The 22,280-nt window shown below is 63.1% G+C and carries 26 protein-coding genes; 13 read left to right on the top strand and 13 right to left on the bottom strand.

Translation table 11 applies throughout. The features are described from left to right. Positions 1 to 48 precede the first annotated feature (48 nt). Complete coding sequence (locus tag RB623_RS03525; RefSeq protein ID WP_308055372.1) at positions 49 to 1,272, top strand: MFS transporter; 1,224 nt, start codon at positions 49 to 51, stop codon at positions 1,270 to 1,272. On the opposite strand, the gene RB623_RS03520 is transcribed toward RB623_RS03525, so the two are convergent. Both RB623_RS03520 and RB623_RS03515 read right to left on the bottom strand, forming a co-directional pair. Beyond that, positions 1,269 to 2,048 carry an HpcH/HpaI aldolase/citrate lyase family protein gene (locus RB623_RS03520; protein ID WP_308055371.1) on the bottom strand — a complete coding sequence of 260 codons (780 nt, stop codon included), beginning with the start codon at positions 2,046 to 2,048 and terminating at the stop codon, positions 1,269 to 1,271. The genes RB623_RS03525 and RB623_RS03520 overlap by 4 nt on opposite strands. Before the next feature lie 107 nt (positions 2,049 to 2,155). Continuing rightward, positions 2,156 to 2,476, bottom strand: a complete 321-nt coding sequence (locus RB623_RS03515; RefSeq protein WP_308055370.1) for a DUF1476 domain-containing protein — start codon at positions 2,474 to 2,476, stop codon at positions 2,156 to 2,158. A gap of 271 nt (positions 2,477 to 2,747) precedes the next feature. Between RB623_RS03515 and purC the strand changes: the two genes are divergently transcribed. From purC to RB623_RS03490, 5 genes are read left to right on the top strand one after another with little or no spacing between them, the layout of a single operon-like run. Next, entirely contained in the window at positions 2,748 to 3,539 is a 792-nt protein-coding gene (gene purC, locus RB623_RS03510; protein WP_308055369.1) for a phosphoribosylaminoimidazolesuccinocarboxamide synthase, read from the top strand. Positions 3,540 to 3,591: 52 nt separating this feature from the next. Continuing rightward, positions 3,592 to 3,834, top strand: a complete 243-nt coding sequence (gene purS / locus RB623_RS03505) for a phosphoribosylformylglycinamidine synthase subunit PurS (RefSeq protein WP_308055368.1) — start codon at positions 3,592 to 3,594, stop codon at positions 3,832 to 3,834. 22 nt (positions 3,835 to 3,856) lie between these two features. Continuing rightward, on the top strand, positions 3,857 to 4,111 hold the full coding sequence (locus RB623_RS03500) for a hypothetical protein (protein WP_308055367.1): 255 nt from the start codon (positions 3,857 to 3,859) through the stop codon (positions 4,109 to 4,111). Beyond that, complete coding sequence (purQ, locus tag RB623_RS03495; RefSeq protein ID WP_308055366.1) at positions 4,108 to 4,776, top strand: phosphoribosylformylglycinamidine synthase subunit PurQ; 669 nt, start codon at positions 4,108 to 4,110, stop codon at positions 4,774 to 4,776. Before RB623_RS03500 ends, purQ begins: the two co-directional genes overlap by 4 nt. A gap of 37 nt (positions 4,777 to 4,813) precedes the next feature. Continuing rightward, entirely contained in the window at positions 4,814 to 5,218 is a 405-nt protein-coding gene (locus RB623_RS03490) for a hypothetical protein (protein WP_308055364.1), read from the top strand. Positions 5,219 to 5,424: 206 nt separating this feature from the next. On the opposite strand, the gene RB623_RS03485 is transcribed toward RB623_RS03490, so the two are convergent. Continuing rightward, on the bottom strand, positions 5,425 to 5,661 hold the full coding sequence (locus RB623_RS03485) for a DUF1127 domain-containing protein (protein ID WP_308055363.1): 237 nt from the start codon (positions 5,659 to 5,661) through the stop codon (positions 5,425 to 5,427). A gap of 90 nt (positions 5,662 to 5,751) precedes the next feature. Here RB623_RS03485 and RB623_RS03480 point away from each other — a divergent pair, with 90 nt between their 5' ends. Next, on the top strand, positions 5,752 to 7,176 hold the full coding sequence (locus RB623_RS03480; protein WP_308055362.1) for a PLP-dependent aminotransferase family protein: 1,425 nt from the start codon (positions 5,752 to 5,754) through the stop codon (positions 7,174 to 7,176). A gap of 34 nt (positions 7,177 to 7,210) precedes the next feature. On the opposite strand, the gene RB623_RS03475 is transcribed toward RB623_RS03480, so the two are convergent. Further along, on the bottom strand, positions 7,211 to 7,861 hold the full coding sequence (locus tag RB623_RS03475) for a LysE family translocator (protein WP_308055361.1): 651 nt from the start codon (positions 7,859 to 7,861) through the stop codon (positions 7,211 to 7,213). 232 nt (positions 7,862 to 8,093) lie between these two features. On the opposite strand from RB623_RS03475, the gene purL reads away from it, so the two are divergent. Together purL and RB623_RS03465 are read left to right on the top strand one after the other, a co-directional pair. Beyond that, complete coding sequence (gene purL / locus RB623_RS03470; protein ID WP_308055360.1) at positions 8,094 to 10,328, top strand: phosphoribosylformylglycinamidine synthase subunit PurL; 2,235 nt, start codon at positions 8,094 to 8,096, stop codon at positions 10,326 to 10,328. 117 nt (positions 10,329 to 10,445) lie between these two features. Then, positions 10,446 to 10,679 carry a BolA family transcriptional regulator gene (locus RB623_RS03465; RefSeq protein ID WP_308055359.1) on the top strand — a complete coding sequence of 78 codons (234 nt, stop codon included), beginning with the start codon at positions 10,446 to 10,448 and terminating at the stop codon, positions 10,677 to 10,679. Between the two features lie 264 nt (positions 10,680 to 10,943). Here RB623_RS03465 and RB623_RS03460 read toward each other — a convergent pair whose 3' ends face one another. After that, a complete protein-coding gene (locus RB623_RS03460) occupies positions 10,944 to 11,741 on the bottom strand; it encodes a phosphodiester glycosidase family protein (protein WP_308055358.1) in 798 nt (265 codons plus the stop codon). Between the two features lie 178 nt (positions 11,742 to 11,919). On the opposite strand from RB623_RS03460, the gene grxD reads away from it, so the two are divergent. Together grxD and RB623_RS03450 are read left to right on the top strand one after the other, a co-directional pair. Continuing rightward, positions 11,920 to 12,255, top strand: coding sequence for a Grx4 family monothiol glutaredoxin (gene grxD / locus RB623_RS03455; RefSeq protein WP_308055357.1), 336 nt, complete (start codon positions 11,920 to 11,922; stop codon positions 12,253 to 12,255). A 97-nt stretch (positions 12,256 to 12,352) separates the two neighbouring features. Next, positions 12,353 to 13,621, top strand: a complete 1,269-nt coding sequence (locus RB623_RS03450) for a multidrug effflux MFS transporter (protein ID WP_308055356.1) — start codon at positions 12,353 to 12,355, stop codon at positions 13,619 to 13,621. A gap of 350 nt (positions 13,622 to 13,971) precedes the next feature. Here RB623_RS03450 and RB623_RS03445 read toward each other — a convergent pair whose 3' ends face one another. From RB623_RS03445 to RB623_RS03420, 6 genes are all read right to left on the bottom strand, one after another. Next, positions 13,972 to 14,799 carry an inositol monophosphatase family protein gene (locus RB623_RS03445; RefSeq protein WP_308055355.1) on the bottom strand — a complete coding sequence of 276 codons (828 nt, stop codon included), beginning with the start codon at positions 14,797 to 14,799 and terminating at the stop codon, positions 13,972 to 13,974. A 19-nt stretch (positions 14,800 to 14,818) separates the two neighbouring features. Next, on the bottom strand, positions 14,819 to 15,709 hold the full coding sequence (gene ttcA, locus RB623_RS03440; protein ID WP_308055354.1) for a tRNA 2-thiocytidine(32) synthetase TtcA: 891 nt from the start codon (positions 15,707 to 15,709) through the stop codon (positions 14,819 to 14,821). Positions 15,710 to 15,888: 179 nt separating this feature from the next. After that, a complete protein-coding gene (rpsD, locus tag RB623_RS03435) occupies positions 15,889 to 16,506 on the bottom strand; it encodes a 30S ribosomal protein S4 (RefSeq protein ID WP_308055353.1) in 618 nt (205 codons plus the stop codon). Positions 16,507 to 16,799: 293 nt separating this feature from the next. Beyond that, positions 16,800 to 17,114, bottom strand: a complete 315-nt coding sequence (locus tag RB623_RS03430) for a hypothetical protein (RefSeq protein WP_308055351.1) — start codon at positions 17,112 to 17,114, stop codon at positions 16,800 to 16,802. A gap of 113 nt (positions 17,115 to 17,227) precedes the next feature. Then, a complete protein-coding gene (locus RB623_RS03425) occupies positions 17,228 to 18,769 on the bottom strand; it encodes an alkaline phosphatase (protein WP_308055350.1) in 1,542 nt (513 codons plus the stop codon). A 244-nt stretch (positions 18,770 to 19,013) separates the two neighbouring features. After that, complete coding sequence (locus RB623_RS03420; RefSeq protein WP_308055348.1) at positions 19,014 to 19,202, bottom strand: DUF3008 family protein; 189 nt, start codon at positions 19,200 to 19,202, stop codon at positions 19,014 to 19,016. Positions 19,203 to 19,417: 215 nt separating this feature from the next. Between RB623_RS03420 and RB623_RS03415 the strand changes: the two genes are divergently transcribed. Next, positions 19,418 to 19,768, top strand: coding sequence for a cupredoxin domain-containing protein (locus tag RB623_RS03415; protein WP_308055347.1), 351 nt, complete (start codon positions 19,418 to 19,420; stop codon positions 19,766 to 19,768). A gap of 4 nt (positions 19,769 to 19,772) precedes the next feature. Then, positions 19,773 to 20,591 (top strand): FTR1 family protein, encoded by an 819-nt coding sequence (locus RB623_RS03410; protein WP_308055346.1) that lies wholly within the window; start codon positions 19,773 to 19,775, stop codon positions 20,589 to 20,591. Here the strand turns inward: RB623_RS03410 and murI are convergent. Together murI and RB623_RS03400 are read right to left on the bottom strand one after the other, a co-directional pair. Continuing rightward, positions 20,571 to 21,380, bottom strand: a complete 810-nt coding sequence (murI, locus tag RB623_RS03405; protein ID WP_308055345.1) for a glutamate racemase — start codon at positions 21,378 to 21,380, stop codon at positions 20,571 to 20,573. The two genes, RB623_RS03410 and murI, sit on opposite strands and share 21 nt — an antisense overlap. Continuing rightward, entirely contained in the window at positions 21,373 to 22,236 is an 864-nt protein-coding gene (locus RB623_RS03400; protein WP_308055344.1) for an RNA methyltransferase, read from the bottom strand. The genes murI and RB623_RS03400 overlap by 8 nt, the downstream gene beginning before the upstream one ends. Positions 22,237 to 22,280: the final 44 nt, after the last annotated feature.

Raw genomic sequence — 22,280 nt, 5'->3', positions numbered from 1 at the left:
TCCAGACGGTCACTCCTTATCTTGCACCGCACAAAAGGAGTGCCGCTGATGTCAGATTCGCTTTCCGCCACAACCGTCGAGGAGGCTGGCGCTGCCGCCGGCACGGTCGAACGTACGGAGGCCCTGTGGGCCGCCGTCGTTTCGCTGTCCCTCGGCGTGTTCGGGCTCGTCACCGCCGAATTCCTGCCGGCCAGCCTGCTGACCCGCATCGCCGGCGATCTCGGTGTCAGCGATGGCGCGGCCGGCCAGGCGGTCACCGCCACCGCTGTTGTCGGCGCCATCGCCGCGCCGACCATCGCCATCGTCACCAAGAACATCGACCGCCGCATCGTCATGTGGACGTTCACGCTGCTCTTGATCGTCTCCAACGTGCTGTCGGCCACCGCTTCCGGCCTGACGACGCTGCTGGTGGCGCGGGTCATCCTCGGCGTGGCGCTGGGCGGCTTCTGGTCGATGGCCGGCGCCATGGCGATGCGGCTGGTGCCAGCGAAAATGATGCCGCGCGCCATGTCGATCGTCTTCACCGGCGTGTCGGTGGCCACCGTCTGCGCAGCACCGGTCGGCGCCTATATCGGTGAATTGTGGGGCTGGCGCGCCGCCTTCGGGCTGGCGGCAATCGTCGCGGCGGTGACGCTGGTGGTGCAGATGCTGACCATTCCGCGCCTGTCGCCCATCGGCTCCCCGGGCCTTTCCGCCCTCGCCGGCCTGCTGCGGCGGCTGAGCGTGCGGATGGCGATCGCCGCCACGCTGCTGATCGCCTCCGGTCATTTCGCTGGCTTTACCTATATCAGGCCGTTCCTCGAAAACGTGACGAAGTTCGAGGTCGAGGCGATCTCGCTGACGCTGCTTGGCTTCGGCGTTGCCGGCTTCTTCGGCAACCTGGCCAGCGGTTTTCTGATTGAGCGCAGCCTGAAAGCGAACGTCGGCATCGGCGCGCTGGTCATCGCCGTGACGGCGCTGGCGCTGGTGCTCTTCGGCTCGGCGGATTGGGTGTCGGCAATCGCCGTCACCGCCTGGGGTTTCGCCTTCGGCATGCTGCCGGTCGGCTTGCAGACCTGGATGGTGCGCGCCGCCCCAGATGAGGCCGAAAGCGCCGGCGGACTGCTGGTCACGGCCTTCCAGGTGGCGATCGCAGGCGGCGCCATCTTCGGCGGGCTGCTCGTCGACGGTTTTGGAGCGTCGGGCGCCTTCGTCTATGCCGGCATCGCCATGCTTTTGGGCGCGCTGCTGGTGTTTTCGCTGGGCGGCAAGGCGCTGCCGCGGGCGGTCTAGCCGCCCTGCCCGATCGAGTTCTTGATGGCGCCGAGTTGCAGCTCGGCGCCGCGCGCGATCAACTGGCCCTCGCTGCCGGTGGCCAGCAGGCGGTAGCCCATCTTGACAAAACGGCCGGCGATCGACGGGTCGATGACGTAGATGCCGGTGAATTTTCCCGCCGCACGGGCGCGCGCCGCCACCGACGCCACGGTTTCCATCATGTCCTCCAGCGTCGAGTTGACGGTCTTGCCGCCGCTCCAGGCAATCGAAAAATCCGATGGGCCGAGGAAGATGGCGTCGATGCCCGGCACCGCCAGGATGTCGTCGAGGGCGTCGAGCGCCTGCCGCGTCTCGATCATGGCGAAAGCCAGCGTGCGTCTGTTGCTCTCCTCCAACCACGCCTGCATCGTGGTTTTTCCATAACGCGGCAGGCCGAAGGTCGGGCCCCAGGAGCGCTCGCCGACCGGCGGATATTTCATCGCGGCGGCGAAGCGTCGGGCATCCTCGACCGAATTCACCATCGGCGCAATCACGGCGTCGGCGCCGAAGTCGAGCGCGCGGCTCGCCATGTCGAAGCGGCCGACCGGAATACGCACGATCACCGGTTTCTGGGCACGCTTCACCGGGACGATTGAGCGCAGCACGCTGTCCTCGTGATGGCCGCCATGCTGCATGTCGAGCGTCACGGCGTCGAAGGGCTGGGCGGCCATGAGTTCGACAGTGAGCGCGTCCGGCACGCCGGACCACGCGGTTATCACAACCTCATCAGCCGCCAGCCTGTTCGCTAAAGTCACCGTATTTCTCCTCTGCTTGTGGCGGCGAGATTGCCCGCGCGCCGCGCCGAAGGCAAAGAAAAACCGCCCGGCAAGCGGGCGGTCGTCTTGGTCCAGCGCAAACGCCGTCAGCTATTCTTCACCTGCTCGACGGCCTGCACCATCAGCTCGTCCATGGTGCGGCGGATCTGGTGGTCCGACTGGTCGACGCCGGCGGCGTCGAAATCCTTGCGCACCTTGCGGAACACGTCGTGATCGCCGGCTTCCTCAATGTCGGAGACGATGACTTCCTTGGCGTACGCCTCGGCGTCGGCGCCCGACTTGCCGAGCTTTTCGGCCGCCCACAGGCCAAGCATCTTGTTGCGGCGCGCGGTTGCTCGAAAACGCTGTTCCTCGTCGATCGCGAACTTGCGCTCGAAACCTTCCTCACGGTCTTTCATGCTGGTCATGGCCATTCCTCCGGCTGGGAATTCGATTCAGTCGGTCCCATATAACGGTTCATCAGCACAAACCAAAACGCCGCGTCCCGGTCAATATCGGCGCACATGCTGCGCTGCGGCAAATCGTGCCCGGAAAGCCGTTGATTGCCCGGAAATGCCGATTGAGGAAAAGTCCGGTTTGCGATAGAGACCGCCGTTGAAACCCATGATCGCGCGCCAGATCGCGCGAGTCGGAGGGTACGGGTATGATCCGCCTTCCAGTCAATCCAGAGAAACCGCTATGAAAAATCGCCGCCGAATCTACGAAGGCAAGGCAAAGATCCTTTATGAGGGCCCGGAGCCGGGCACGCTCATCCAGTTCTTCAAGGACGACGCCACGGCGTTCAACAAGAAAAAGCATGAGATCGTCGACGGCAAGGGCGTCATCAACAACCGCATCTCCGAGCACATTTTCAACCATCTGAACCGGATGGGCATCCCGACCCACTTCATTCGCCGCATCAACATGCGCGAGCAGTTGATCAAGGAAGTCGAAATCATCCCGCTCGAGGTCGTGGTGCGCAACATCGCCGCCGGCTCGCTGGCAAAACGCCTCGGCATCGAGGAAGGCACTGTGCTGCCGCGCTCGATCATCGAGTTCTACTACAAGGCCGACGCGCTCGACGACCCGATGGTGTCGGAAGAGCACATCACCGCCTTCGGCTGGGCCTCCCCGCAGGAAATCGACGACATCATGGCGCTGGCCATCCGCGTCAACGATTTCCTGTCCGGCCTGTTTTTGGGCGTCGGCATCCAACTCGTCGACTTCAAGATGGAATGCGGCCGCCTCTACGAGGGCGACATGATGCGCATCGTGGTGGCCGACGAGATCTCGCCGGACTCCTGCCGGCTGTGGGACGTGGCGACACAGGACAAGCTCGACAAGGACCGGTTTCGCCGCGACATGGGCGGACTGGTGGAAGCTTATCAGGAGGTCGCGCGTCGCCTCGGCATCATGAACGAGAACGAGCCGCCGCGCCCGACCGGGCCGATCCTGGTCGCCTCCGGCAACGGAAAAGGCAAACCGCACTGAGCGGCTGCCCGATTTCCAGAATCTTCGAATTTCTGCAAGGAACGACCGTCTCGTGATCAAAGCCCGCGTTACCGTCACCCTCAAGAACGGCGTGCTCGACCCGCAAGGCAAGGCGATCGAGGGCGCGCTCGGCACGCTGGGTTTTTCCGGCGTCGGCCAGGTGCGCCAGGGAAAAGTGTTCGATGTGCAGCTTGAGGGAACCGACACGGCGAAGGCCGAGACCGACCTGAAAGCCATGTGCGAGAAGCTGTTGGCCAACACGGTGATCGAGAATTATAGTGTGACGCTTACCTGAAATTGTGCCCTCGGAGGGCGCGGTGGCGGAAATTGATGGAGAACTGATCTACGAACTGCTGAAGAAGATTCATCAGCGCATGGACAAGTTTGATCATGCGCTCGGCGAGGTGAAGCACGAGATCGTGGCGATGAGGCTGCAGGCGCTGAGCACGCAGACCGACATCAACAATATCTATGCGGTCACATCTCGCATCGACGATCGGCTGGAGCGCATCGAACGCCGCCTCGACCTCCACGAACTCGCAGAAGCCCAGAACCCTTACGAGCCAAAATGAAATCCGCCGTCGTCCTGCTCCCCGGCCTCAATCGCGACCGCGACATGATCGCGGCGCTGACCAAAATCTCCGGAAAACCGCCGGTCACCGTCTGGCAGACCGAGACTGAAATCCCGGATGTCGACCTGATCGTCATTCCCGGCGGTTTTTCCTATGGCGACTATCTGCGCTGCGGCGCGATCGGCGCGCGCAAGCCGGTGATGCAGGCGGTGGCCGAAAAGGCGAAAAAAGGCGTGCCGGTGATCGGCGTCTGCAACGGTTTTCAGATTCTTCTCGAAGCCGGCCTGCTGCCGGGCGCGCTGATGCGCAACAAGTCGCTGAAATTCGTCTGCCGCGAGGTGAAGCTTTCAGTCGCCAACGCTAACACGCTGTTCACCCGCAACTATGCGCCGGGGCAGGTCATCCGGGCGCCGGTCGCCCATCACGACGGCAACTTTTTTGCCGATGCCGAAACGCTCGCCCGCATCGAGGGCGAGGGCCGGGTAGTGTTCCGCTATGCCGAAAACACCAATCCGAACGGTTCGATCAACGACATTGCCGGCATCATGAATGCATCGGGCAACGTGCTCGGCCTGATGCCGCATCCGGAAGATCTGATCGAGGCGGCGCATGGTGGCATCGACGGGCGCGGCCTGTTCGAAAGCGCGCTGGGCATCGCCGCCTGATTTGCTCGAAACAATCGCAGCTTCACAGGGACAATCGATGCGACTGAGACAAGCCGCCCTGCCCGTCCTTGCGTTTATGCTCGCCGCCTGCCAGGCGCAGCCGGCAAAAGTCACCACGGGTTCGGGCGGCAAGAGCGCCTCGCTGCGCGCGATGGAGACTGTGGCGACGGCTGCGCACAAATGCTGGTTCGCCTCCAAGGACCCGGCCTTCCGCTCCTATCGTTTCGCCAATGAGCTGAATTCCATGACCGGCACGCCGCGCTTCCTGCTGGTGCCTGCTAAAAATTTCGGCGGAAAGCCGCTGCTGGTCGTGCAGGCGCAGGGAAGTTCGTCGCGCGTCGATGCGTTCGGACCGCTGATGAGCGAGCCGGTCGGCGCCCGGATTTCCGGCGATCTCAAGCGTTGGACGGCCGGCGACACGTCCTGCGGCGCAGCCGCCTGACCTGAAGACACTCTGCTCGGACGAACCGACCGTGACGAGGGCCGACGCGCTGGCCGGCACAAGATTGCGTCCAGATTGAACCATTCCGTCGGTGGATTGCAGCAAGGGATGCCGCAGTTCGATGAGCCGCGCTTTTACGGCGCCTCACCGGCGGAAAGGTTCAATCTGGACACTTTGGTTTGCGAGGATTGGCCAAGGCGCAGCCCTCACTGCCAGGGACGCCGCAGCCCTTCGCGTTCCGCATCGGCTCTCGAGAAACCGATATCCTTCAACTGATCGTCGGTCATTTCCAGCAGGGCCAGCCGGCCGCGACGCCGCTCGAACATGGCCGACAGGCCTTCGATTGCGCCCGAAACCAGACGCAGGGCGCGCGTGCCGAAACCGGCAGCCGGCGACGTGGAAGGATACGATCCGCTCGTCGATAATGTCTTCATTGCGCTCATTGCAATTCCCTCTCGATTGACTTGTCACGATTGACAGGTACAATCTTGTGAATTGACTCCATTGCAATGACAAGATATGAAATTGTCCCCATGACAAATTGGCTCCCTGATCTCTCCAAAGGCACCGGTCCGCTCTACCTGCGTCTGGCGGACCAGATCGAAACCGACATAGGCGGCGGCGCGTTGCCGCCCGGCGAGAAATTGCCGCCGCAGCGCAACCTCGCCTTCGACATCGGCGTGACGATCGGCACTGTGACCCGCGCCTATGCGGTGGCGCGCGAGCGCGGGCTGGTGAGCGGCGAGGTCGGGCGCGGCACCTATGTGCTTGACCGCAATGTCGAAGAACCGCCAGCACGAAGCGCAGCGCAGCCCCTGCCCGAGCGGCTGACGATCATTCCCGAGGCGACGCCCGCGCAGATCAAGCTGCGCATGGACACCACCTCGGCGCCGGATGTCGGCCAGGCAGCGATCATCCACGACCTGCTCGGACAGATCACGCTGAAGCACGCCGACAAGATTGGCGACTATACGCGCGCCTGGCCGCAGGAATGGCGCGAGGCCGGCCGCAAATGGCTGGCGAGCGGCGACTGGGCGCCGGACCCGCAATCGATCGTGCCGACCACCGGCGTGCACGCCGCGATCATGGCGGTGATCGCCGCAGTGACGGCACCTGGCGACAAGATCGCCTTCGAGCAGCTCACCTATGCCTCGATCTCGCGCAGCGCCAATCTGATCGGACGGCGCAGCGTCGTCTTCGCCAATGACGGCAACGGCGCTGACGCCGACGATTTCGAGCGGCTATGCGCGCAGCAGCACCCGAAACTGGTCTTCCTGATGCCGGCGGTGCAGAACCCGACGCTGTCGGTGGTGCCGATCGAGCGGCTGAACGCGATTGTCGAGGTGGCGCGCAAATACAATGTCTGGCTGATCGAAGACGCGATCTTCGCCACCCTGCTGGAGAACCGCTACACCCCGCTCGCCGCGCTGGCGCCGGAGCGCACCTTTCATGTCGGCGGCCTGTCGAAGGCGGTGGCGGCGGGCGTGCGCGGCGGCTTTGCCGCCTGTCCCGCCCACATGGCGCCGCGCGTGCAGACCGCGCACAAGATGGTGACCGGCGGGCTGCCATTCATCCTGGCGGAGCTGACGGCACAACTGGTCAATTCAGGCCAGGCCGAAGCGATCCGCGAAAAGGTGCGCCGCGAGATCGCCGAACGCGAGGCGCTCGCCCGCCGCATCTTCGACGGCATCGAGTTCAGCTCGCACCGCAACATCCCCTATCTGTGGATGAAGCTGCCGGAGCCATGGCTGTCGGGCACGTTCAAGCAGGTGGCCGCCAATGAGGGCGTGCTGATCGACGACGAGGACGAATACAAGCCGGCGCGCGCCGAAAAGGTGTTTCACCGCATCCGCATCGGTTTTTCGATGCCGTCGAAACGCGAGCAGGTGGTGGGCGGGTTCAACACGCTGCGGCGCCTGCTCGACCATGGCAGCGCGGGTTATGATAGCTATGGTTGAGACGGGCACAATCTGCTGACATGCCAGCCGGATCTTATTTCCGGTGATTTCCTGCAAAAGCCGCAGTCACTCCCAGCCCGATGAACACCACGCCGCTGACGTAGCGCTCGACGTTGAGATAGGCCTTGCTGCGCTTCAGCCAACCGCCGGCGGCGCTGGCGGCCAGCGCGTAGCAGCCGTCGCTGATGAAGCCGAGCAACGTGAACAGCAGGCCCAGAAAGGCGATCTGCATCGCCACATGGCCGCGGCTGACGTCGACGAACTGTGGCAGAAAGGCCAGGAAGAACAGCGCCGTCTTCGGGTTGAGAAGGTTGACAACAAAACCTTCGCGGAAGAGCCGCCCGTAGTCGGCGCGCGGCGTCTCCGCCTCAAGATCGAGGGGTTCGACGCGGCCGAAAATCTTCTTCAGGCCGATCCAGATCAGATAGGCAGCACCCGCATATTTGACGATGCTGAAGGCGATCGCCGAGGAGGCGAGCAGCGCCGACAGGCCGAGCGAGGCGGCGAGCACATGCACCAGCGTGGCGGAATGGATGCCGAGGTCGGACACGAAGCCGGCAAGACGGCCCTGCTCGATCGAGCGGGCGACGATGTAGAGCACCGCCGGTCCCGGCGTCAGCAGCAGCACGAGCGCCGCGCCAGTGAACAGGAGCAGGCTTGCAGTTCCCGGAATTACGAGTTCCATGTTTCACCTCGCGTCACGACCGGCCCCTGGATTCGAAGGCTGTTCGGCCAATCGCGGAACGGCGGACGCTAGCGGGCTTTCTCCGGGCCAGCAACAGCCACGAAAAATGCGCGACTGAGTCCAACGGATGTGGGTTTCTCCCGCTTTTGGCGGCGGCGGGGATGCCAATTCCTCGCCGTTGCTATATGAGACGGGCCGATCCTCCCCCGGAACAGAGCACGACCCGCCCTCTATGACCATTTCCAACTCCGTCCCGATCACGCCCGAACTCGTCTCCTCGCATGGGCTGAAGCCCGACGAATACCAGCGTATCCTCGATCTCATCGGCCGCGAGCCGACTTTCACCGAGCTTGGCATCTTTTCGGCCATGTGGAACGAGCATTGCTCGTACAAGAGCTCGAAGAAATGGCTGCGCACGCTGCCGACCAAGGGCGAGCGGGTCATCCAGGGGCCGGGCGAGAATGCCGGCGTGGTCGACATCGGCGACGGTCAGTGCGTGGTCTTCAAGATGGAGAGCCACAACCACCCCTCCTACATCGAGCCGTACCAGGGCGCCGCCACCGGCGTGGGCGGCATCCTGCGCGACGTCTTTACCATGGGCGCACGGCCGATCGCGGCGATGAACGCCCTGCGCTTCGGCGAGCCGGATCATCCGAAGACGCGGCATCTGGTGGCAGGCGTGGTCTCCGGCGTCGGCGGCTACGGCAACGCCTTCGGCGTGCCCACCGTTGGCGGCGAGGTGAATTTCGACGCGCGCTACAACGGCAACTGCCTGGTCAACGCCTTCGCGGCGGGGCTGGCGCGCACCGACGGCATCTTCCTGTCCGAGGCGAAAGGCGTCGGCCTGCCGGTCGTCTATCTCGGCGCGAAAACCGGGCGCGACGGCGTCGGCGGGGCCACCATGGCGTCGGCCGAATTCGACGACACGATCGAGGAGAAACGTCCGACCGTGCAGGTCGGCGATCCCTTTACCGAAAAATGCCTGCTGGAAGCCTGCCTGGAACTGATGGCGTCGGGCGCGGTGATCGCCATCCAGGACATGGGGGCGGCCGGTTTGACCTGCTCGGCGGTGGAGATGGGCGCCAAGGGCGATCTTGGCATCGAACTCGACCTCGATCAGGTGCCTGTGCGCGAGGAGCGCATGAGCGCCTACGAGATGATGCTGTCGGAAAGCCAGGAGCGCATGCTCATGGTGCTGAAGCCGGAGCTGGAGAAACAGGCCGAGGCGATCTTCCACAAATGGGGACTGGATTTCGCCATCGTCGGCAAGACCACCGACGATCTGCGTTTCCGGGTGATCCATCAGGGCCGAGAGGTCGCCAACCTGCCGATCAAGGAACTTGGCGACCAGGCGCCGGAATACGACCGGCCGTGGAAGGAGCCGAAGTCGCGCGCGCCGCTGCCGGCCGGCGATGTTCCCGAGATGGACGTGGCCGATGCCTTGCTGAAAATGCTCGGCGGGCCGGACCTTTCGAGTCGCCGCTGGGTGTGGGAGCAATATGACATGCTGATCCTCGCCAACACGCTGCAGATCCCCGGGGGCGACGCTGGCGTGGTGCGCTTGGACGGGCATCCGGCCAAGGCGCTCGCCTTCTCGTCCGATGTCACGCCGCGCTATTGCGAGGCCGACCCGTTCGAGGGCGGCAAGCAGGCGGTAGCCGAATGCTGGCGCAACCTGACCGCCACGGGCGCACTGCCGCTGGCGGCTACCGACAACCTCAACTTCGGCAATCCCGAGCGGCCGGAAATCATGGGCCAGTTCGTCAAGGCGGTGCAAGGCATCGGCGAGGCCTGCCGCGCGCTGGATTTCCCGATCGTGTCGGGAAACGTCTCGCTCTACAACGAGACCAACGGCCAGGGTATTCTGCCGACCCCGACCATAGGCGGCGTCGGTCTGCTGAAAGACTGGTCGAAGATGACGCACATCGGCTTCGCGGCCGAGGGCGAGGCGATCATCCTGGTCGGCGCGCCGCCCTCATGGGGCACGCATCTCGGCCAGTCGATCTATCTGCGCGACCTCTTTGGCCGCGCCGACGGCCCTCCCCCGCCGGTCGATCTCGCGCATGAGAAACGCGTCGGCGATCTCGTGCGCTCGCTGATCGAAAGCGGCGTCGCCACCGCCGTGCACGATGTCTCCGACGGCGGGCTGGCGGTTGCGCTGGCCGAGATGGCAATGGCCGGCGGCATCGGGGCGAGCGTCAACCAGCTCAAGGACTTTTCGCCGATCCCCGTCTTCTTCGGCGAGGATCAGGGCCGCTACGTCGTCACGATTGCGCGCGACAAGGTCGACTGGTTCCTCGAAGAGTTCCTGAAGGACACCGGCGTGTTCGCGCCGTGGATCGGCGTTGCCGGCGGGCAGGAGCTGAAACTCGGCGAGGCGCGGGCGATTCCGCTCGCCGAGCTGAAGGCGGCGCACGAAGGCTGGTTCCCGAATTTCATGGCCGGCGACTTGCCGCAGGAAAATTGACGGGATCGCTCCGGCATACGAGGGTTGCTCCTTCGGTGATCGACGGTCGGGCCGATTGACCTCCCCGGCTCCGGAGGCCATATCTGGCTCAAGCAGAACGAACGGGGAGCTTCGCCCATGGCAATGGACGCGCACGACATCGAACGCCTGATCAAGGAAGGCATCCCGGACGCCAAGGTGACGATCCGCGATCTCGCCGGCGACGGCGACCATTATGCCGCCGAAGTCGTGGCCGAGAGCTTTCGCGGAAAAAGCCGCGTCCAGCAGCATCAGATGGTCTACCAGGCGCTGAAGGGCAACATGGGCGGCGTGCTGCACGCGCTGGCGCTGCAGACCAGCGCGCCGGAGTGAGGTATTTGTGACGGAAGACGCGAAACGCTCCCAACCAATTGGGAAGCACCTCAAGTTTTTTGTCGCCTTTATGGCAATTCTGATACCCGCCTCGTTAATTTTTGTACTCTTTTTTCCAACGACGCCAATAGCGAGCGGGCTTTTTACAGGCCTATCTGTCTATATAGGACTCATTCTTTCAAGAAAATTTGGAATTCATAGGCTCTAAGCGGAACCTGACTGCTCTCATCCACCTTGCCCTTTGCCGCAGATGAGGAGCAATATCTAACGCTTAGGCGTGACGCTCAAGATCGGCCCGACCGGATAGTCTCCGCCCAGCAGCGTTCTTTCACCGTTCGACAGCGTCGAAATCGCGCCGTCGAGGAACAGCGCGTTAGGGCATCGCAACTCATCGCGGAACAGTCGCGCAAAGCTGCCCAAGCTGACTTCCGAGAGCGAGATCGCCAGAACAACCGTGTCCGGATCGCGCACGCCGACGCCGTTGCGCGTAAATTTCGAGGTGCCATCCGGCAGGAATTTCGGATGGACTTGTCCGTCGATCACCAGCATCGGACCGGACTGGGTGGCGAATCGTGATCCCGGCCGTCGCGCGACAAATTCGCCCGTCTCCATCATGGCCGCCTTGCCGTCCCCGCCGATCAGGAAAATGCCATTCGGCTTCAGATAAAAATTCCCCTCCCCTTCACCGGAATCGACCGGCGAGACTTTACGGCCGTCCTCCACCAGCAGCCCAACCGGTGAAAGACCCTCGTGATACATGCCGGCATTCATCGCCAGCACGACCGGCCTGCCCTGCTCCACCATCGCCCTGTCAAAGGCGTCCAGCGAACCGTAGGCTATTCCGTCGGGGCCGGAGTGATGGATGCCCACATCGGCATGCCGCAGGTCGATCTCGCAGACGATGTAGGACACGCCCTCGAAGCCGAGTTCCCGGCACGGTTCGGGCAGTTCGGCGGTGCTGTAGGGCACGACCGGGCGGCTCCGCTCGACCAGCCAAAAACCCAGCAGCGCCGTCAGGAACAGGGCAATGACGACAATCGCGGCAATCGCTTTGGGGCTCACGAAGTGCGTTCCGTGGTTTTGGAACCCGGCACGATGCGCCGCTTTGCGCCGTTTCGATGGCGAGGCCGCGCTGGACCAGCCGGAAAAAGGCGCGCCGTCTTGTTTCGGGTCGCCTATGGGTTTATTTGAATGTCATGTTTCCGGCCCGACTCCCAGCGGGCGCGAAAGGACGATTCATATGAGCGGCATCAACGACTACATCGACAGCGAAGTGAAGAGCCAAGACGTCGTGCTTTTCATGAAGGGCACGCCGGGTTTCCCGCAGTGCGGCTTCTCCGGTCAGGTCGTGCAGATCCTCGACTATCTCGGCGTCGACTACAAAGGCGTCAATGTGCTGACCTCGAACGAGCTTCGCCAGGGTATCAAGGACTATTCCAACTGGCCGACCATCCCGCAGCTTTATGTGAAGGGCGAGTTCGTCGGCGGCTGCGACATCATCCGCGAAATGTTCCAGGCGGGCGAGTTGCAGGGTTTCTTCGAGGAAAAGGGCGTCAGCGTCAGCAGCGCCGCCTAACACCGCGCCGGCCGTAGCGCCGGCTGCCTCAATTTGGATTGATCGATGCGCCGGTCCTCCGGCGCATTTCGTTTTGCCGCATGGCCGGAGCCTTCCGATGGACCAGCAAAGCTCGAAGAGCACGCAACTTGCTTTCTCGCTTCCACGCTGGGAGTTCATCACCATCTGCGCCGGCCTGATGGCGCTGAATGCGCTCGCCATCGACATCATGCTGCCGGGCTTGCAGCAGATCGGCGAAAGCCTCGGCGTCGCCGATGAAAACCATCGGCAGCTCGTCATCCCGGTCTATTTCCTTGGAATGGCCGCCGCGCTGTTGTTCTACGGCCCGCTTTCCGACCGTTTCGGCCGGCGCAAGCCGCTGTTCGTCGGCCTGGCCATCTACATCGTGGCGGCGACGGTCGCCGCCTTCGCCCCCAGCTTCGAGATGCTTCTGGCCCTGCGTTTCATCCAGGGCATTGGCGCCGCCTCGACGCGCGTCATCGCCGTGTCGATCGTTCGCGACCGTTTCGGCGGCCGCGCCATGGCCGAAGTCATGTCGCTGATCTTCATGGTGTTCATGATCATCCCGGTGATCGCGCCGAGCCTGGGCCAGATCGTTCTCTTGTTCGGCGAATGGCACGAGATCTTCCTCGTCATGGCCGGCATCGCCCTTGCGATCACGCTGTGGGCCTATTTCCGCATGCCCGAAACGCAACACCCAGAAGACCGACGGTCGATCGATATCGGCTCCATCTTCCAGGGTTTCGGCATCGTGCTGTCGAACCGCATGTCGATCTGCTATACGCTGGCTTCGACCATCGTCTTCGGAGCGCTGTTCGGCTTCATCAATTCAGCGCAGCAGATCTATGTCGGCATCTACGGGCTCGGCGTCTGGTTTCCCGTTGTTTTCGCCGGCGTCGCCGGCCTGATGGCGCTGTCGTCCTTCCTGAATTCCCGCCTGGTCGGCAAGGTCGGGATGCGGCGGCTGTCGCATGCGGCGTTGCTCGGCTTCCTGTGCCTGAGCGTCATCTGGCTGTTCTGGTCGCTGACGGGACCGGTGCCATTTCCGGTATTCGTCGCGCTGTTCGCGGCGGCGATGTTCCTGTTCGGCTGGATCGGCTCCAACTTCAACGCGATCTCGATGGAACCGCTCGGCCACATCGCCGGCACCGCGGCCTCGATCCAGGGGTTCATCCAGACGCTTGGCGGCGTGATCATCGGCACCGCCATTGGCCAGTCCTTCGACGGCACGGTGACCCCGCTGGCGGCCGGCTTCTGCGGCGTGGCAGTACTCGGCCTGGTCATGGTGCTGATTGCCGAGCGCGGAAAACTGTTCCGGCCGCATCATGACCAGCACCCGGCCGCGGCAGATACCATGGGGCATTGAGACAGGACGTTGATGGTGCGTCCTTCGAGGCTCGCCCGCGGAGGTTTTACCTCAACTTTCAATGCGTTGCGGGCTCGCACCTCAGGATGAGGACCTTGGGTGCTGAATGATAAGCAGAAAAGTTGGCGCTCAAACGAGACAAGACGGTCGACAATCATCTTGGCTTGTCCCGCCCCAACAGTTTCGAGCGCGCCGACGCCAGGAGGCCTTGGGGCCGGCCTTGAAGTTTGGCATTCAGCCCCCACGGTCCTCATCCTGAGGTGCTCGCCCTTTTTCCGTCGAAAGACTAGTGCGAACATCTATGGGCGAGCCTCGAAGGACGCACCGAAAAGCACCCCTGTGCTGTAGAATCAATCCGCCCACAGCGCGCGCCGGATTTCCTGCCAGCTTTCCCTGTCCGGCGCGGCGAGCAGCCCGCCGCCGACATGCGACGGCAGATAGGCCGAGCCGTCGAGACGGGCGGAATAGCCGCCGGCCTCGGCATGGATCAGCGTGCCCGGCAGGTGGTCCCAGGGCATCAGTTTCATGTAGACGACGAAATGGGTGTTGCCGGTGGCCAGCAGGCGATACTCGTGCGCTGCGCAGCGGAAATTGAAGTTCGCGTTGAACTTCGCCTGGTTGCGCGCCAGCATCGAACGCTCCGGCTCCCTGGTGTAGGACCAGGAAACCGCGCCATTCATCGACGAAACCGGCGCCGGCGGTGCGACTCGGCACGGCTCGAGCCGGGCGTCGCCATGGCGGATAAACGCACCGCCACCCTTCACTGCGAGAATGAAATCCTTGCCGAGGGGATCGTGGATGATGCCGGCAACCGTCTCGCCCTTGACAACCACCGCGAGCATCACGCCGAACAGCGGCATGCCCGAGGCAAAGTTCAGCGTGCCGTCGACCGGATCGATCACGAACGCCAGATCGGCATCGCCGAGTCCATCGAGTACCGAAGCATCGGCCGCGTGGGCTTCCTCGCCGACCACCAGTGCGGTGGGAAAGCGCTCTTTGAGGCGTGCCGTGATGAAGCGCTCGGCATTGACGTCTGCTTCCGTCACCAGATCAGTGGCCGAAGTCTTCTGGCGGATGTCCTCGGCGCCAAGGCGGCGCCAGCGCGGCATGATCTCCACCGTCGCCGCCTCGGCAAGGAGCGCGGTCAGCCAATCGACCGTCTTGTCGTCAAAGTGCATGAAAATGTCTCGCTGTTATCTACGGCCCGTCGGCCTTGGTGAGTGCGGCGAAGTCGAAGAGGGAGCGGTCGAGCAGGTGCGAAGGCCGAACATTTGCGAGCGCCCGGATCATGGTGTCCTTGCGGCCCGGCATTTTTTTCTCGATGTCGTCGATCATCGCCTTCATGGCGTTCCGCTGCAACCCGTCCTGGCTGCCGCAGAGATCGCAGGGGATGATCGGGAAACGCATGGCGTCCGCGAAACGCGCAAGATCGGCCTCGGTGCAGAAGGCGAGCGGCCGCAGTACCATCACGTCGCCTTCATCGTTCAGCAGTTTCGGCGGCATGGCTGAAAGCCGGCCGCCATGGAAGAAATTCATGAAAAACGTCTCGAGAATGTCCTCGCGGTGATGGCCGAGTACCAGCGACGAGCAGTTTTCCTCCCGCGCGACGCGGTAGAGGTGGCCGCGTCGCAGCCGCGAACACAACGAACAGTAGGTGCTGCCCTCGGCGATCTTGTCGGTAACGATCGAATAGGTGTCGCGATATTCGATCCGATGCGGGATGCCGTAGCGGTTCAAAAAATCCGGCAGGGTGTGCTTTGGAAAGTTCGGCTGGCCCTGGTCGAGGTTGCAGGCGATCAGTTCGACTGGCAACAGGCCGCGCCATTTGAGGTCGAGCAGGACGGCGAGAAGGCCGTAGGAATCCTTGCCGCCCGACAGCGCCACCAGCCAGCGATCACCCGGCCGCACCATGCCGAACCCGTCGATCGCCTCGCGCGCCTGGCGCAGCAGCCGTTTGCGCAGCTTGTTGAACTCGACCGAGGACGGGACGTCGCGGAACAGTTGATGGCAGCCGTCGGCCTGATCGTCCCCGGCCGGTTGCGCGTCCGGCGCCTCGATGACTGGCCGATCAACTATGTCGAGAACCATGCGGCTGCATCTTCCAATTCAGCCACGCCGAGGGGTGCGGCGGACGGAACCTTCGATATTCCCGACCGAGCGCCGGGCGCAAGACCAAACCGTCGGTCGATGCCGAATATGTCGCAGCCCAAAATAAAACGAGCGGCGGAAAGTCCGCCGCTCGTTGGAAACTCAAAAAATCTACCGGATCAGCGCGAGTAGAACTCGACCACCAGGTTCGGTTCCATCTGCACCGCGAACGGCACATCGGCTAGGCCCGGAACGCGGGTGAAGGTGGCGGTCATCTTGTTGTGGTCGGCCTCGATGTAGTCCGGCACGTCGCGTTCGGCGAGCTGCACCGATTCAAGAACAATGACCAACTGCTTCGACTTCTCGCGGACTTCGATGACGTCGCCGGCCTTGCAGCGGTACGAACCGATGTTGACGCGCTTGCCGTTGACGTTGATGTGGCCGTGGTTGACGAACTGGCGGGCAGCGAAGATCGTCGGCACGAACTTGGCGCGGTAGACGACGGCGTCGAGGCGCGATTCCAACAGGCCGATCAGGTTTTCCGACGTGTCGCCGCGGCGGCGGTCGGCTTCCTCATAGGTCTTGCGGAACTGCTTTTCCGAGACGTCGCCATAGTGGCCCTTCAGCTTCTGCTTGGCGCGGAGCTGCAGACCAAAGTCCGAAAGCTTGCCCTTGCGGCGCTGGCCGTGCTGGCCCGGGCCGTATTCACGCTTGTTGACCGGGGACTTCGGGCGGCCCCAGATGTTTTCGCCGAGACGGCGGTCGATCTTGTATTTCGCGGATTCGCGCTTGCTCATCGCATTCCCTTTCAAAACATTGCACCCGAGGCCCATGCTCCGGGTGAAGGAAACGCGCCCTCCTCTGGCCTCCGTTTTCGAGACCTGACAGGGTCTTCCACGCACGCTTTGCGGAAAAGACCCACGGGACACGTCAGTTTGCGGGACCGGGAAAATGCTTGCGGTTTTCAGCCCGGTCTCGCGGCCACAAAAAACCAAACACCGGGCTTTCGGCCCGGCGCTGGCGGGGCTGTAGATGACTGTTGTCGGACTGTCAAGAAATTTCGGAATGCGCTGCCGTAGGACTATCTCAGTCAGCCAGTCACTATTTTACTGACCTTGTGGAAGCCGACCCCCGGCTCGCCTGCCTGGTTTACTATCCGCTCAAATTGCAACGGCACAAGTCCAGTGTTTGCGCCGGATTGTTTCTCGGTTACAGCTACGAGATTAAGGATATCACGGATCTGTTGACGGTGCCATGCGTGCCAGTCGTCATCATCTGATATCAATCCTATGGCCCTGGCGAACTGCTTGTACCGCATGGTACTGTCCGTGATTGCCAGCGCCCGGAGTACCGCAACAGCGGCACGCGCATATTCCAGACGCGCCTGGATGTCGATTGCTTTCATCTTTGACTCACGAACTGTCTTGTCCCGGTCAGCCGAGCCAGCAACAGGCATTCTTATTGCACATATGTCGGCCGGCGGCGAGTGCACTCGCCGCCGACCGCATCCCGTGAAAGCTATTTTTTCTGAAGCCGCTCGCCGATCTTGGAGGCATAGTTCATGACGTGGAACGTGTAATTCTCCTCCACCGTCCCCTGGAACAGATGCGACCAGGGTCCGATCGCGTAGATGCCGAGGTCTTCGCCGCCATGCGTCTCGCTGCCGAGCGGAACGAGCGAATGCTGCACGAAGTCCGGCTTCGTCGTCTGCTCCGAGGTCAGCATCGGCCGCTCGGTCGGCTTTTCCGAACCGCCGGGTCCGTTGGCGAAGCCGATGGTCGTGTAGGTCTTGCCATCCTTGCCGTAGATCGGTTCGTCGTCGACGCCGACAGAGATGCCGAGGATCGGGTTCCCCCGCTTGGCATAGCCGGAGATGGTCAGCGTATGGCTATGATCGCCGGTGACGACGATCAGCGTCTCATCGAGATCGACCTTGCGCAGGATCGCCTTCACCGCCTCGTTCATCGCCACGCCATCCGAGAGCGTCCGGTAGGCGTTTGACTCGTGGCTGGCGTGGTCGATGCGGCCACCTTCGACGAGCAGGACATAGCCTTCCGGATTTCTCGAGAGAATGTCGATCGTCTTCTCGGCCATCTCCGCAAGCGACGGCTCGCCGGATTTGTCGGTCGGGCGGTCATGCTCGTACTGCATGTGCGACGGCTCGAAGAGACCGAGCAGATGATCGGTCTTGGCCGGGTCGATTGCCGCGAACTGCTCCTTGTTCCAGACGTAGGCGCCCTTGTCGCCATATCGGTCGAGCCAGGCCTTTGTCAGATCCTTGCCGTCCTTGCGCCGACCCTTCTTCTTCTCCGCGTCCCCATACTCGGCATCATTGGCGCCGGCCGGCATGAAATTGGCGCGCCCGCCGCCCATCGCGACTTCGAGACCGTCTCCATATTTCATCTCGACCAGTTGCCTGGCGATGTCGGCGCAGCCGGCGGCGACCGCCTCGGGCGTCATCAGGTCGTCGGATTCCCAATCGCGGTTGGCGATATGCGCATAGGTCGCGCCGGGCGTCGCATGCGTCAAGCGGGCCGTGGTGATGGCGCCGGTCGACATGCCAAGCGTCTCGGCCATTTCCCACAGCGTCGTCACATGCTTGGTCTTCTGATCCTCGCAGGAATCGAGCTTCGCGGTGTGGTCCAAACCCATCACGTCGTTGATGGTCTTGACGCCGGTGGTCATGGCGACGGCACTCGGCGCCGAATCGGTGATCTGGGCGTCGGCGGAATAGGTCTTGGAAGCGGCCAAATAAGGAAAGCCCTCCCAGGACAAGATGTTCGATTCGCCGTCAACGCCGCGTTGCTGGCCCTCGAAGATGCGGGTCGCGGTCACTGTCGAAAATCCCATGCCGTCGCCGACAACCAGGATGACGTTCTTGGCCTGGTTAGTGTTCTTCTGGCGTTTCAGGATTTCCGTTAGGGCGGCATCCGCCTGCCTGTAATAGGGATCGTCGCCCTGCATTAGCCTGGCATCTTCCGCGCCTGCGACGCCTGCCGCCGCCATGCCGGCAAACGCAACCATGGCCGGGCGGGCGAACGATTTCCATTTTATCTTCAATGCTTCCTCCACAAGACGATGACGCCCACCCGCCGGGCAATCATTAGCCCGCTAACGATCCCAATCAATCCCAAATTCTGTGGAAAGCGCAAGGTCACAATGTGGAAATTTCCACAGCTCCAAAAAAGCCGTGGTACGCAAAGATTGGCCGGCGCGTTCGACCACGGAACGTGGAAGCGCGCCGTCCCTTGGCATCCGCCGGTACGCTCTTGGGAAACCCAACCTGACGTGCGGGTTCGGCCGATCAATCCTTCGACTTCTTCTCCGGCAGACCCTTGCGTTTGGTCTCGGCGAACTCCTCGAGCTGCTTTTCGCTCATGGATTCGTACATTTCCTTGGATGCGCCCTTGAGTTCACTCTTCTTGATGTCGCCGCGCTTGGCGGAAAGCGCGGCGCCGGCCGCTTTCTGCTGGGCTTTGGATTTGGCGGGCATGATCCGTCTCCTGTTCCAAAACAGGCAAACGCCAGCGCCCCTGGCAGGTTCCGCAACCTCACTGCACATCAAATACACAAGCTAACACGTTGTATTTATTGTATTTAGATCCGTTCTAGACTGTGGTTTTACTTGACATGCCATGTCATCTTTATAAGGTGCGGTCACTTTAACAGTCGAGATCGGCCGGCTCCGCGGATCGGAAAGGTCCTGCCATGACATTCCTGCGTGCCCTGCTCCTCCTCCCTTTCGTCAGCACGTTCCTGGCGCCTTTCGGCGTGACGCCGGCATCGTTTGCCGGCGAAAAATCCTTCACGCTGACCATCCACGATCACCGCTTCAAGCCGCAAACGCTGAGGGTGCCCGCCGGCGAAAAGTTCTCACTGGTCGTGGTCAATGCAGATCCGACGGCGGAAGAATTCGAGAGCAACGATTTCCACGTCGAAAAGGTGATCGGCGGCGGCAAGCAGATGACCTTCCATGTCGGCCCGCTGACCGCCGGCGAATACGGCTTCTTCGGCGAGCGGCACATGGATTCCGCACTCGGCAGGCTGTTCGCGGAGTGACCCGATGCTCTCGACCTTCGTCATCGTCTTCCGCGAGACGCTCGAGGCAGCACTGATCGTCGCCATCGTGCTGGCCGCCAGCAGGGGCATCGCCGGCCGTGGCGGCTGGGTGGCAGCGGGGGTTGCGGCCGGCCTTGGCGGCGCAGCGGTCCTCGCCTTCTTCGCCGACGGCCTCTCCAACCTCTTCGACGGCAACGGCACCGAAGTTTTTAACGCCATCGTGCTCTTGCTCGCCGTCGCCATGCTGGCCTGGCATCAGATCTGGATGAGCACGCACGCGGCCGAACTCGTCAGCGAAAGCCGCGCCATCGGACACGCGGTCAGGGAGGGTTCGAAGCCGCTGTCGGCGCTGGCGATCATCTGCGCGGTGGCGGTGTTGCGCGAAGGCTCCGAGACGGTGATTTTTCTCTATGGCCTTGCCATCGACGGCGAGATGACAGTTGCCTCGATGCTGCGGGGCGGCCTGCTGGGCGTCGCGGCCGCCGCGGTCGTCGGCGTCCTGTTTTACGCCGGTCTGCTGCGCGTGCCGCTGAAACACATTTTCCGGCTGACAGGGGTGATCATCATCCTGCTCGCTGCTGGCCTCGCCGCGCAGGCCGCCGCCTTCCTCGTCCAGGCCGGCTACCTGCCCGCGCTCGGCTACGACATCTGGAACACGTCGGAAATCCTGCCGCAAACGAACGCGCTGGGCTTCCTGCTGCATATCCTGATCGGCTACGTCGCCCGGCCGGAGGGCATTCAGATTGCCTTCTATGCGGCCACTATCGCGATCATCCTGGCGGCCTCGGCGGCAGTCAGGCGCTCACAGGCTGCCGCCGTTTAGCACAAGGCCAAAACCCTGCATCAGCCGGCGTGACGCGAACTCGGCCTTGCCGGAGGTGAATATGGCGATGTCGGAGCGGTCCGGCAGCTTCGCAGGCACTTCGCTATCGGCCGCCGGCAGCAGCGACAGCGCCCTTCTGGCGATCGCCTCGGCCGGGTCGATCCAGTCGACCGGCCAGGGCGCGGTCTTGCGCATGCGGTTGACCAGGAACGGATAATGCGTGCAGGCAAGCACCACGATGTCGGTGCGCCGGCCGTCCTGCTCCAGGAAGCACGGGGTGATCTCGGCCCGCACGGAGTCCTCGTCGACAAACCCGTCGCGCACATAGATTTCGGCCAGCCCTGCCAGCCGGTCGCTGCCGACCAGCCGGACATGGCACTTCGATGCCCAGTTGGTGATCAGGTCGCGGGTATACTGCCGTTTCACCGTCCCCGGCGTCGCCAGCACCGAGACCAGGCCGGAGCGCGTACGCTCGGCCGCCGGCTTGATGGCCGGAACCGTGCCGACGAAGGGATGCCCCGGAAATTTGTCCCGCAACGCGTCGATCACCAGCGTCGAGGCGGTGTTGCAGGCAATGACGGAGATTTCCGGGTCGAAGCGTTCGAGCAGACGGACGAACAGAGCCAGGATGTGCGCCTTCAGAGCCGGCTCCTCCCAGGCGCCGTAGGGAAACGCCTTGTCGTCGGCGACATAGACGAAACGCCGGTCCGGCATCAGGACGCGTGCCTCGCGCAGAACGGTCAGGCCCCCGACCCCGCTGTCGAAGAAAAGGATCGGCCGTTCAGCCATCGGTTCCCTCATCCGTCGTCCCGGGCCGGGAGGCGGAGTGCGCAACCTGGTCGGCCTGCGCCTTGCGCTCGGGATAACCGGCGCCGCGCGGCTCCTTCGGTGAAAAATAATCGAGCGAGGCGACGATGCCGCGCAGCACCTTGATCTCACCGCTTGAAAAGCCCGGCCGCGTCAGTACCGCGCGCAACTTGTCGGCCATCTTCGCCTTCTTGGCGGTCGGCCGGAAATAGCCGCGAGTGTCCAGCGCCGCTTCGAGATGACCGAGCAAGCCGTGCAGCTCCTCCTTCGGCGCCGGCGTCATTTCCGGCCCGACGAACGGGATGTCGGTCTCGTGCTCCTGCCCAGCCTTGCGCCATTCATAGGCCATCAGCAGCACCGCCTGAGCGACGTTAAGCGAGGCATAGGCCGGATCGACCGGGAAGGTGACGATCTCATCGGCCAGACTGATCTCGTCATTGTCGAGCCCGAATTTTTCGCGGCCGAACAAAATGCCCGTGCGCGCCCCCGCGGCCTCCTGTTGCCGCAGCATGCGGCCAGCCTCGACCGGGCCGGCTACCCTCTTGAAACCGTCGCGCTCGCGCGCCGTGGTGGCGAACAAAAAGTTCAGGTCGGCGACTGCAGAACGCAGATCGTCGAACACGGCCGCCGTCTCGACGACATGCGTGGCGCGGCTGGCGGCGGCGAGCGCCTTGTCGTTCGGCCAGCCGTCGCGCGGCGCGACCAGCCGCAATTCGGACAGTCCGAAATTGGCCATGGCGCGCGCCACCATGCCGATGTTCTCGCCCATCTGCGGAGCGACGAGGACGATCACCGGTGCCGGCGATTTGGGAGCGGTTCTGGTTGAGGCGTCGGACATGGAGGATCGATGCGATGACTTTGCGGCGGAGTTCGGTCCCTGCC

The sequence above is a fragment of the Mesorhizobium sp. LHD-90 genome (assembly GCF_030929505.1).
Classification (GTDB): Bacteria; Pseudomonadota; Alphaproteobacteria; order Rhizobiales; family Rhizobiaceae; genus Kumtagia.
The sequence above is the reverse complement of the archived record's forward strand: the minus strand, read 5'-3'. Positions and strand labels throughout refer to the sequence as shown.

Bases quoted from the DNA above. Each gene is read 5' to 3' on its own strand.
- RB623_RS03525 (WP_308055372.1), top strand. From the start codon at position 49: ATGTCAGATTCGCTTTCCGCCACAACCGTCGAGGAGGCTGGCGCTGCC.
- RB623_RS03515 (WP_308055370.1), bottom strand. From the start codon at position 2,476: ATGACCAGCATGAAAGACCGTGAGGAAGGTTTCGAGCGCAAGTTCGCG.
- purC (WP_308055369.1), top strand. From the start codon at position 2,748: ATGAAAAATCGCCGCCGAATCTACGAAGGCAAGGCAAAGATCCTTTAT.
- purQ (WP_308055366.1), top strand. From the start codon at position 4,108: ATGAAATCCGCCGTCGTCCTGCTCCCCGGCCTCAATCGCGACCGCGAC.
- RB623_RS03490 (WP_308055364.1), top strand. From the start codon at position 4,814: ATGCGACTGAGACAAGCCGCCCTGCCCGTCCTTGCGTTTATGCTCGCC.
- RB623_RS03485 (WP_308055363.1), bottom strand. From the start codon at position 5,661: ATGAGCGCAATGAAGACATTATCGACGAGCGGATCGTATCCTTCCACG.
- RB623_RS03480 (WP_308055362.1), top strand. From the start codon at position 5,752: ATGACAAATTGGCTCCCTGATCTCTCCAAAGGCACCGGTCCGCTCTAC.
- RB623_RS03475 (WP_308055361.1), bottom strand. From the start codon at position 7,861: ATGGAACTCGTAATTCCGGGAACTGCAAGCCTGCTCCTGTTCACTGGC.
- purL (WP_308055360.1), top strand. From the start codon at position 8,094: ATGACCATTTCCAACTCCGTCCCGATCACGCCCGAACTCGTCTCCTCG.
- RB623_RS03465 (WP_308055359.1), top strand. From the start codon at position 10,446: ATGGCAATGGACGCGCACGACATCGAACGCCTGATCAAGGAAGGCATC.
- grxD (WP_308055357.1), top strand. From the start codon at position 11,920: ATGAGCGGCATCAACGACTACATCGACAGCGAAGTGAAGAGCCAAGAC.
- RB623_RS03450 (WP_308055356.1), top strand. From the start codon at position 12,353: ATGGACCAGCAAAGCTCGAAGAGCACGCAACTTGCTTTCTCGCTTCCA.
- RB623_RS03445 (WP_308055355.1), bottom strand. From the start codon at position 14,799: ATGCACTTTGACGACAAGACGGTCGATTGGCTGACCGCGCTCCTTGCC.
- ttcA (WP_308055354.1), bottom strand. From the start codon at position 15,709: ATGGTTCTCGACATAGTTGATCGGCCAGTCATCGAGGCGCCGGACGCG.
- rpsD (WP_308055353.1), bottom strand. From the start codon at position 16,506: ATGAGCAAGCGCGAATCCGCGAAATACAAGATCGACCGCCGTCTCGGC.
- RB623_RS03430 (WP_308055351.1), bottom strand. From the start codon at position 17,114: ATGAAAGCAATCGACATCCAGGCGCGTCTGGAATATGCGCGTGCCGCT.
- RB623_RS03420 (WP_308055348.1), bottom strand. From the start codon at position 19,202: ATGCCCGCCAAATCCAAAGCCCAGCAGAAAGCGGCCGGCGCCGCGCTT.
- RB623_RS03415 (WP_308055347.1), top strand. From the start codon at position 19,418: ATGACATTCCTGCGTGCCCTGCTCCTCCTCCCTTTCGTCAGCACGTTC.
- RB623_RS03410 (WP_308055346.1), top strand. From the start codon at position 19,773: ATGCTCTCGACCTTCGTCATCGTCTTCCGCGAGACGCTCGAGGCAGCA.
- murI (WP_308055345.1), bottom strand. From the start codon at position 21,380: ATGGCTGAACGGCCGATCCTTTTCTTCGACAGCGGGGTCGGGGGCCTG.
- RB623_RS03400 (WP_308055344.1), bottom strand. From the start codon at position 22,236: ATGTCCGACGCCTCAACCAGAACCGCTCCCAAATCGCCGGCACCGGTG.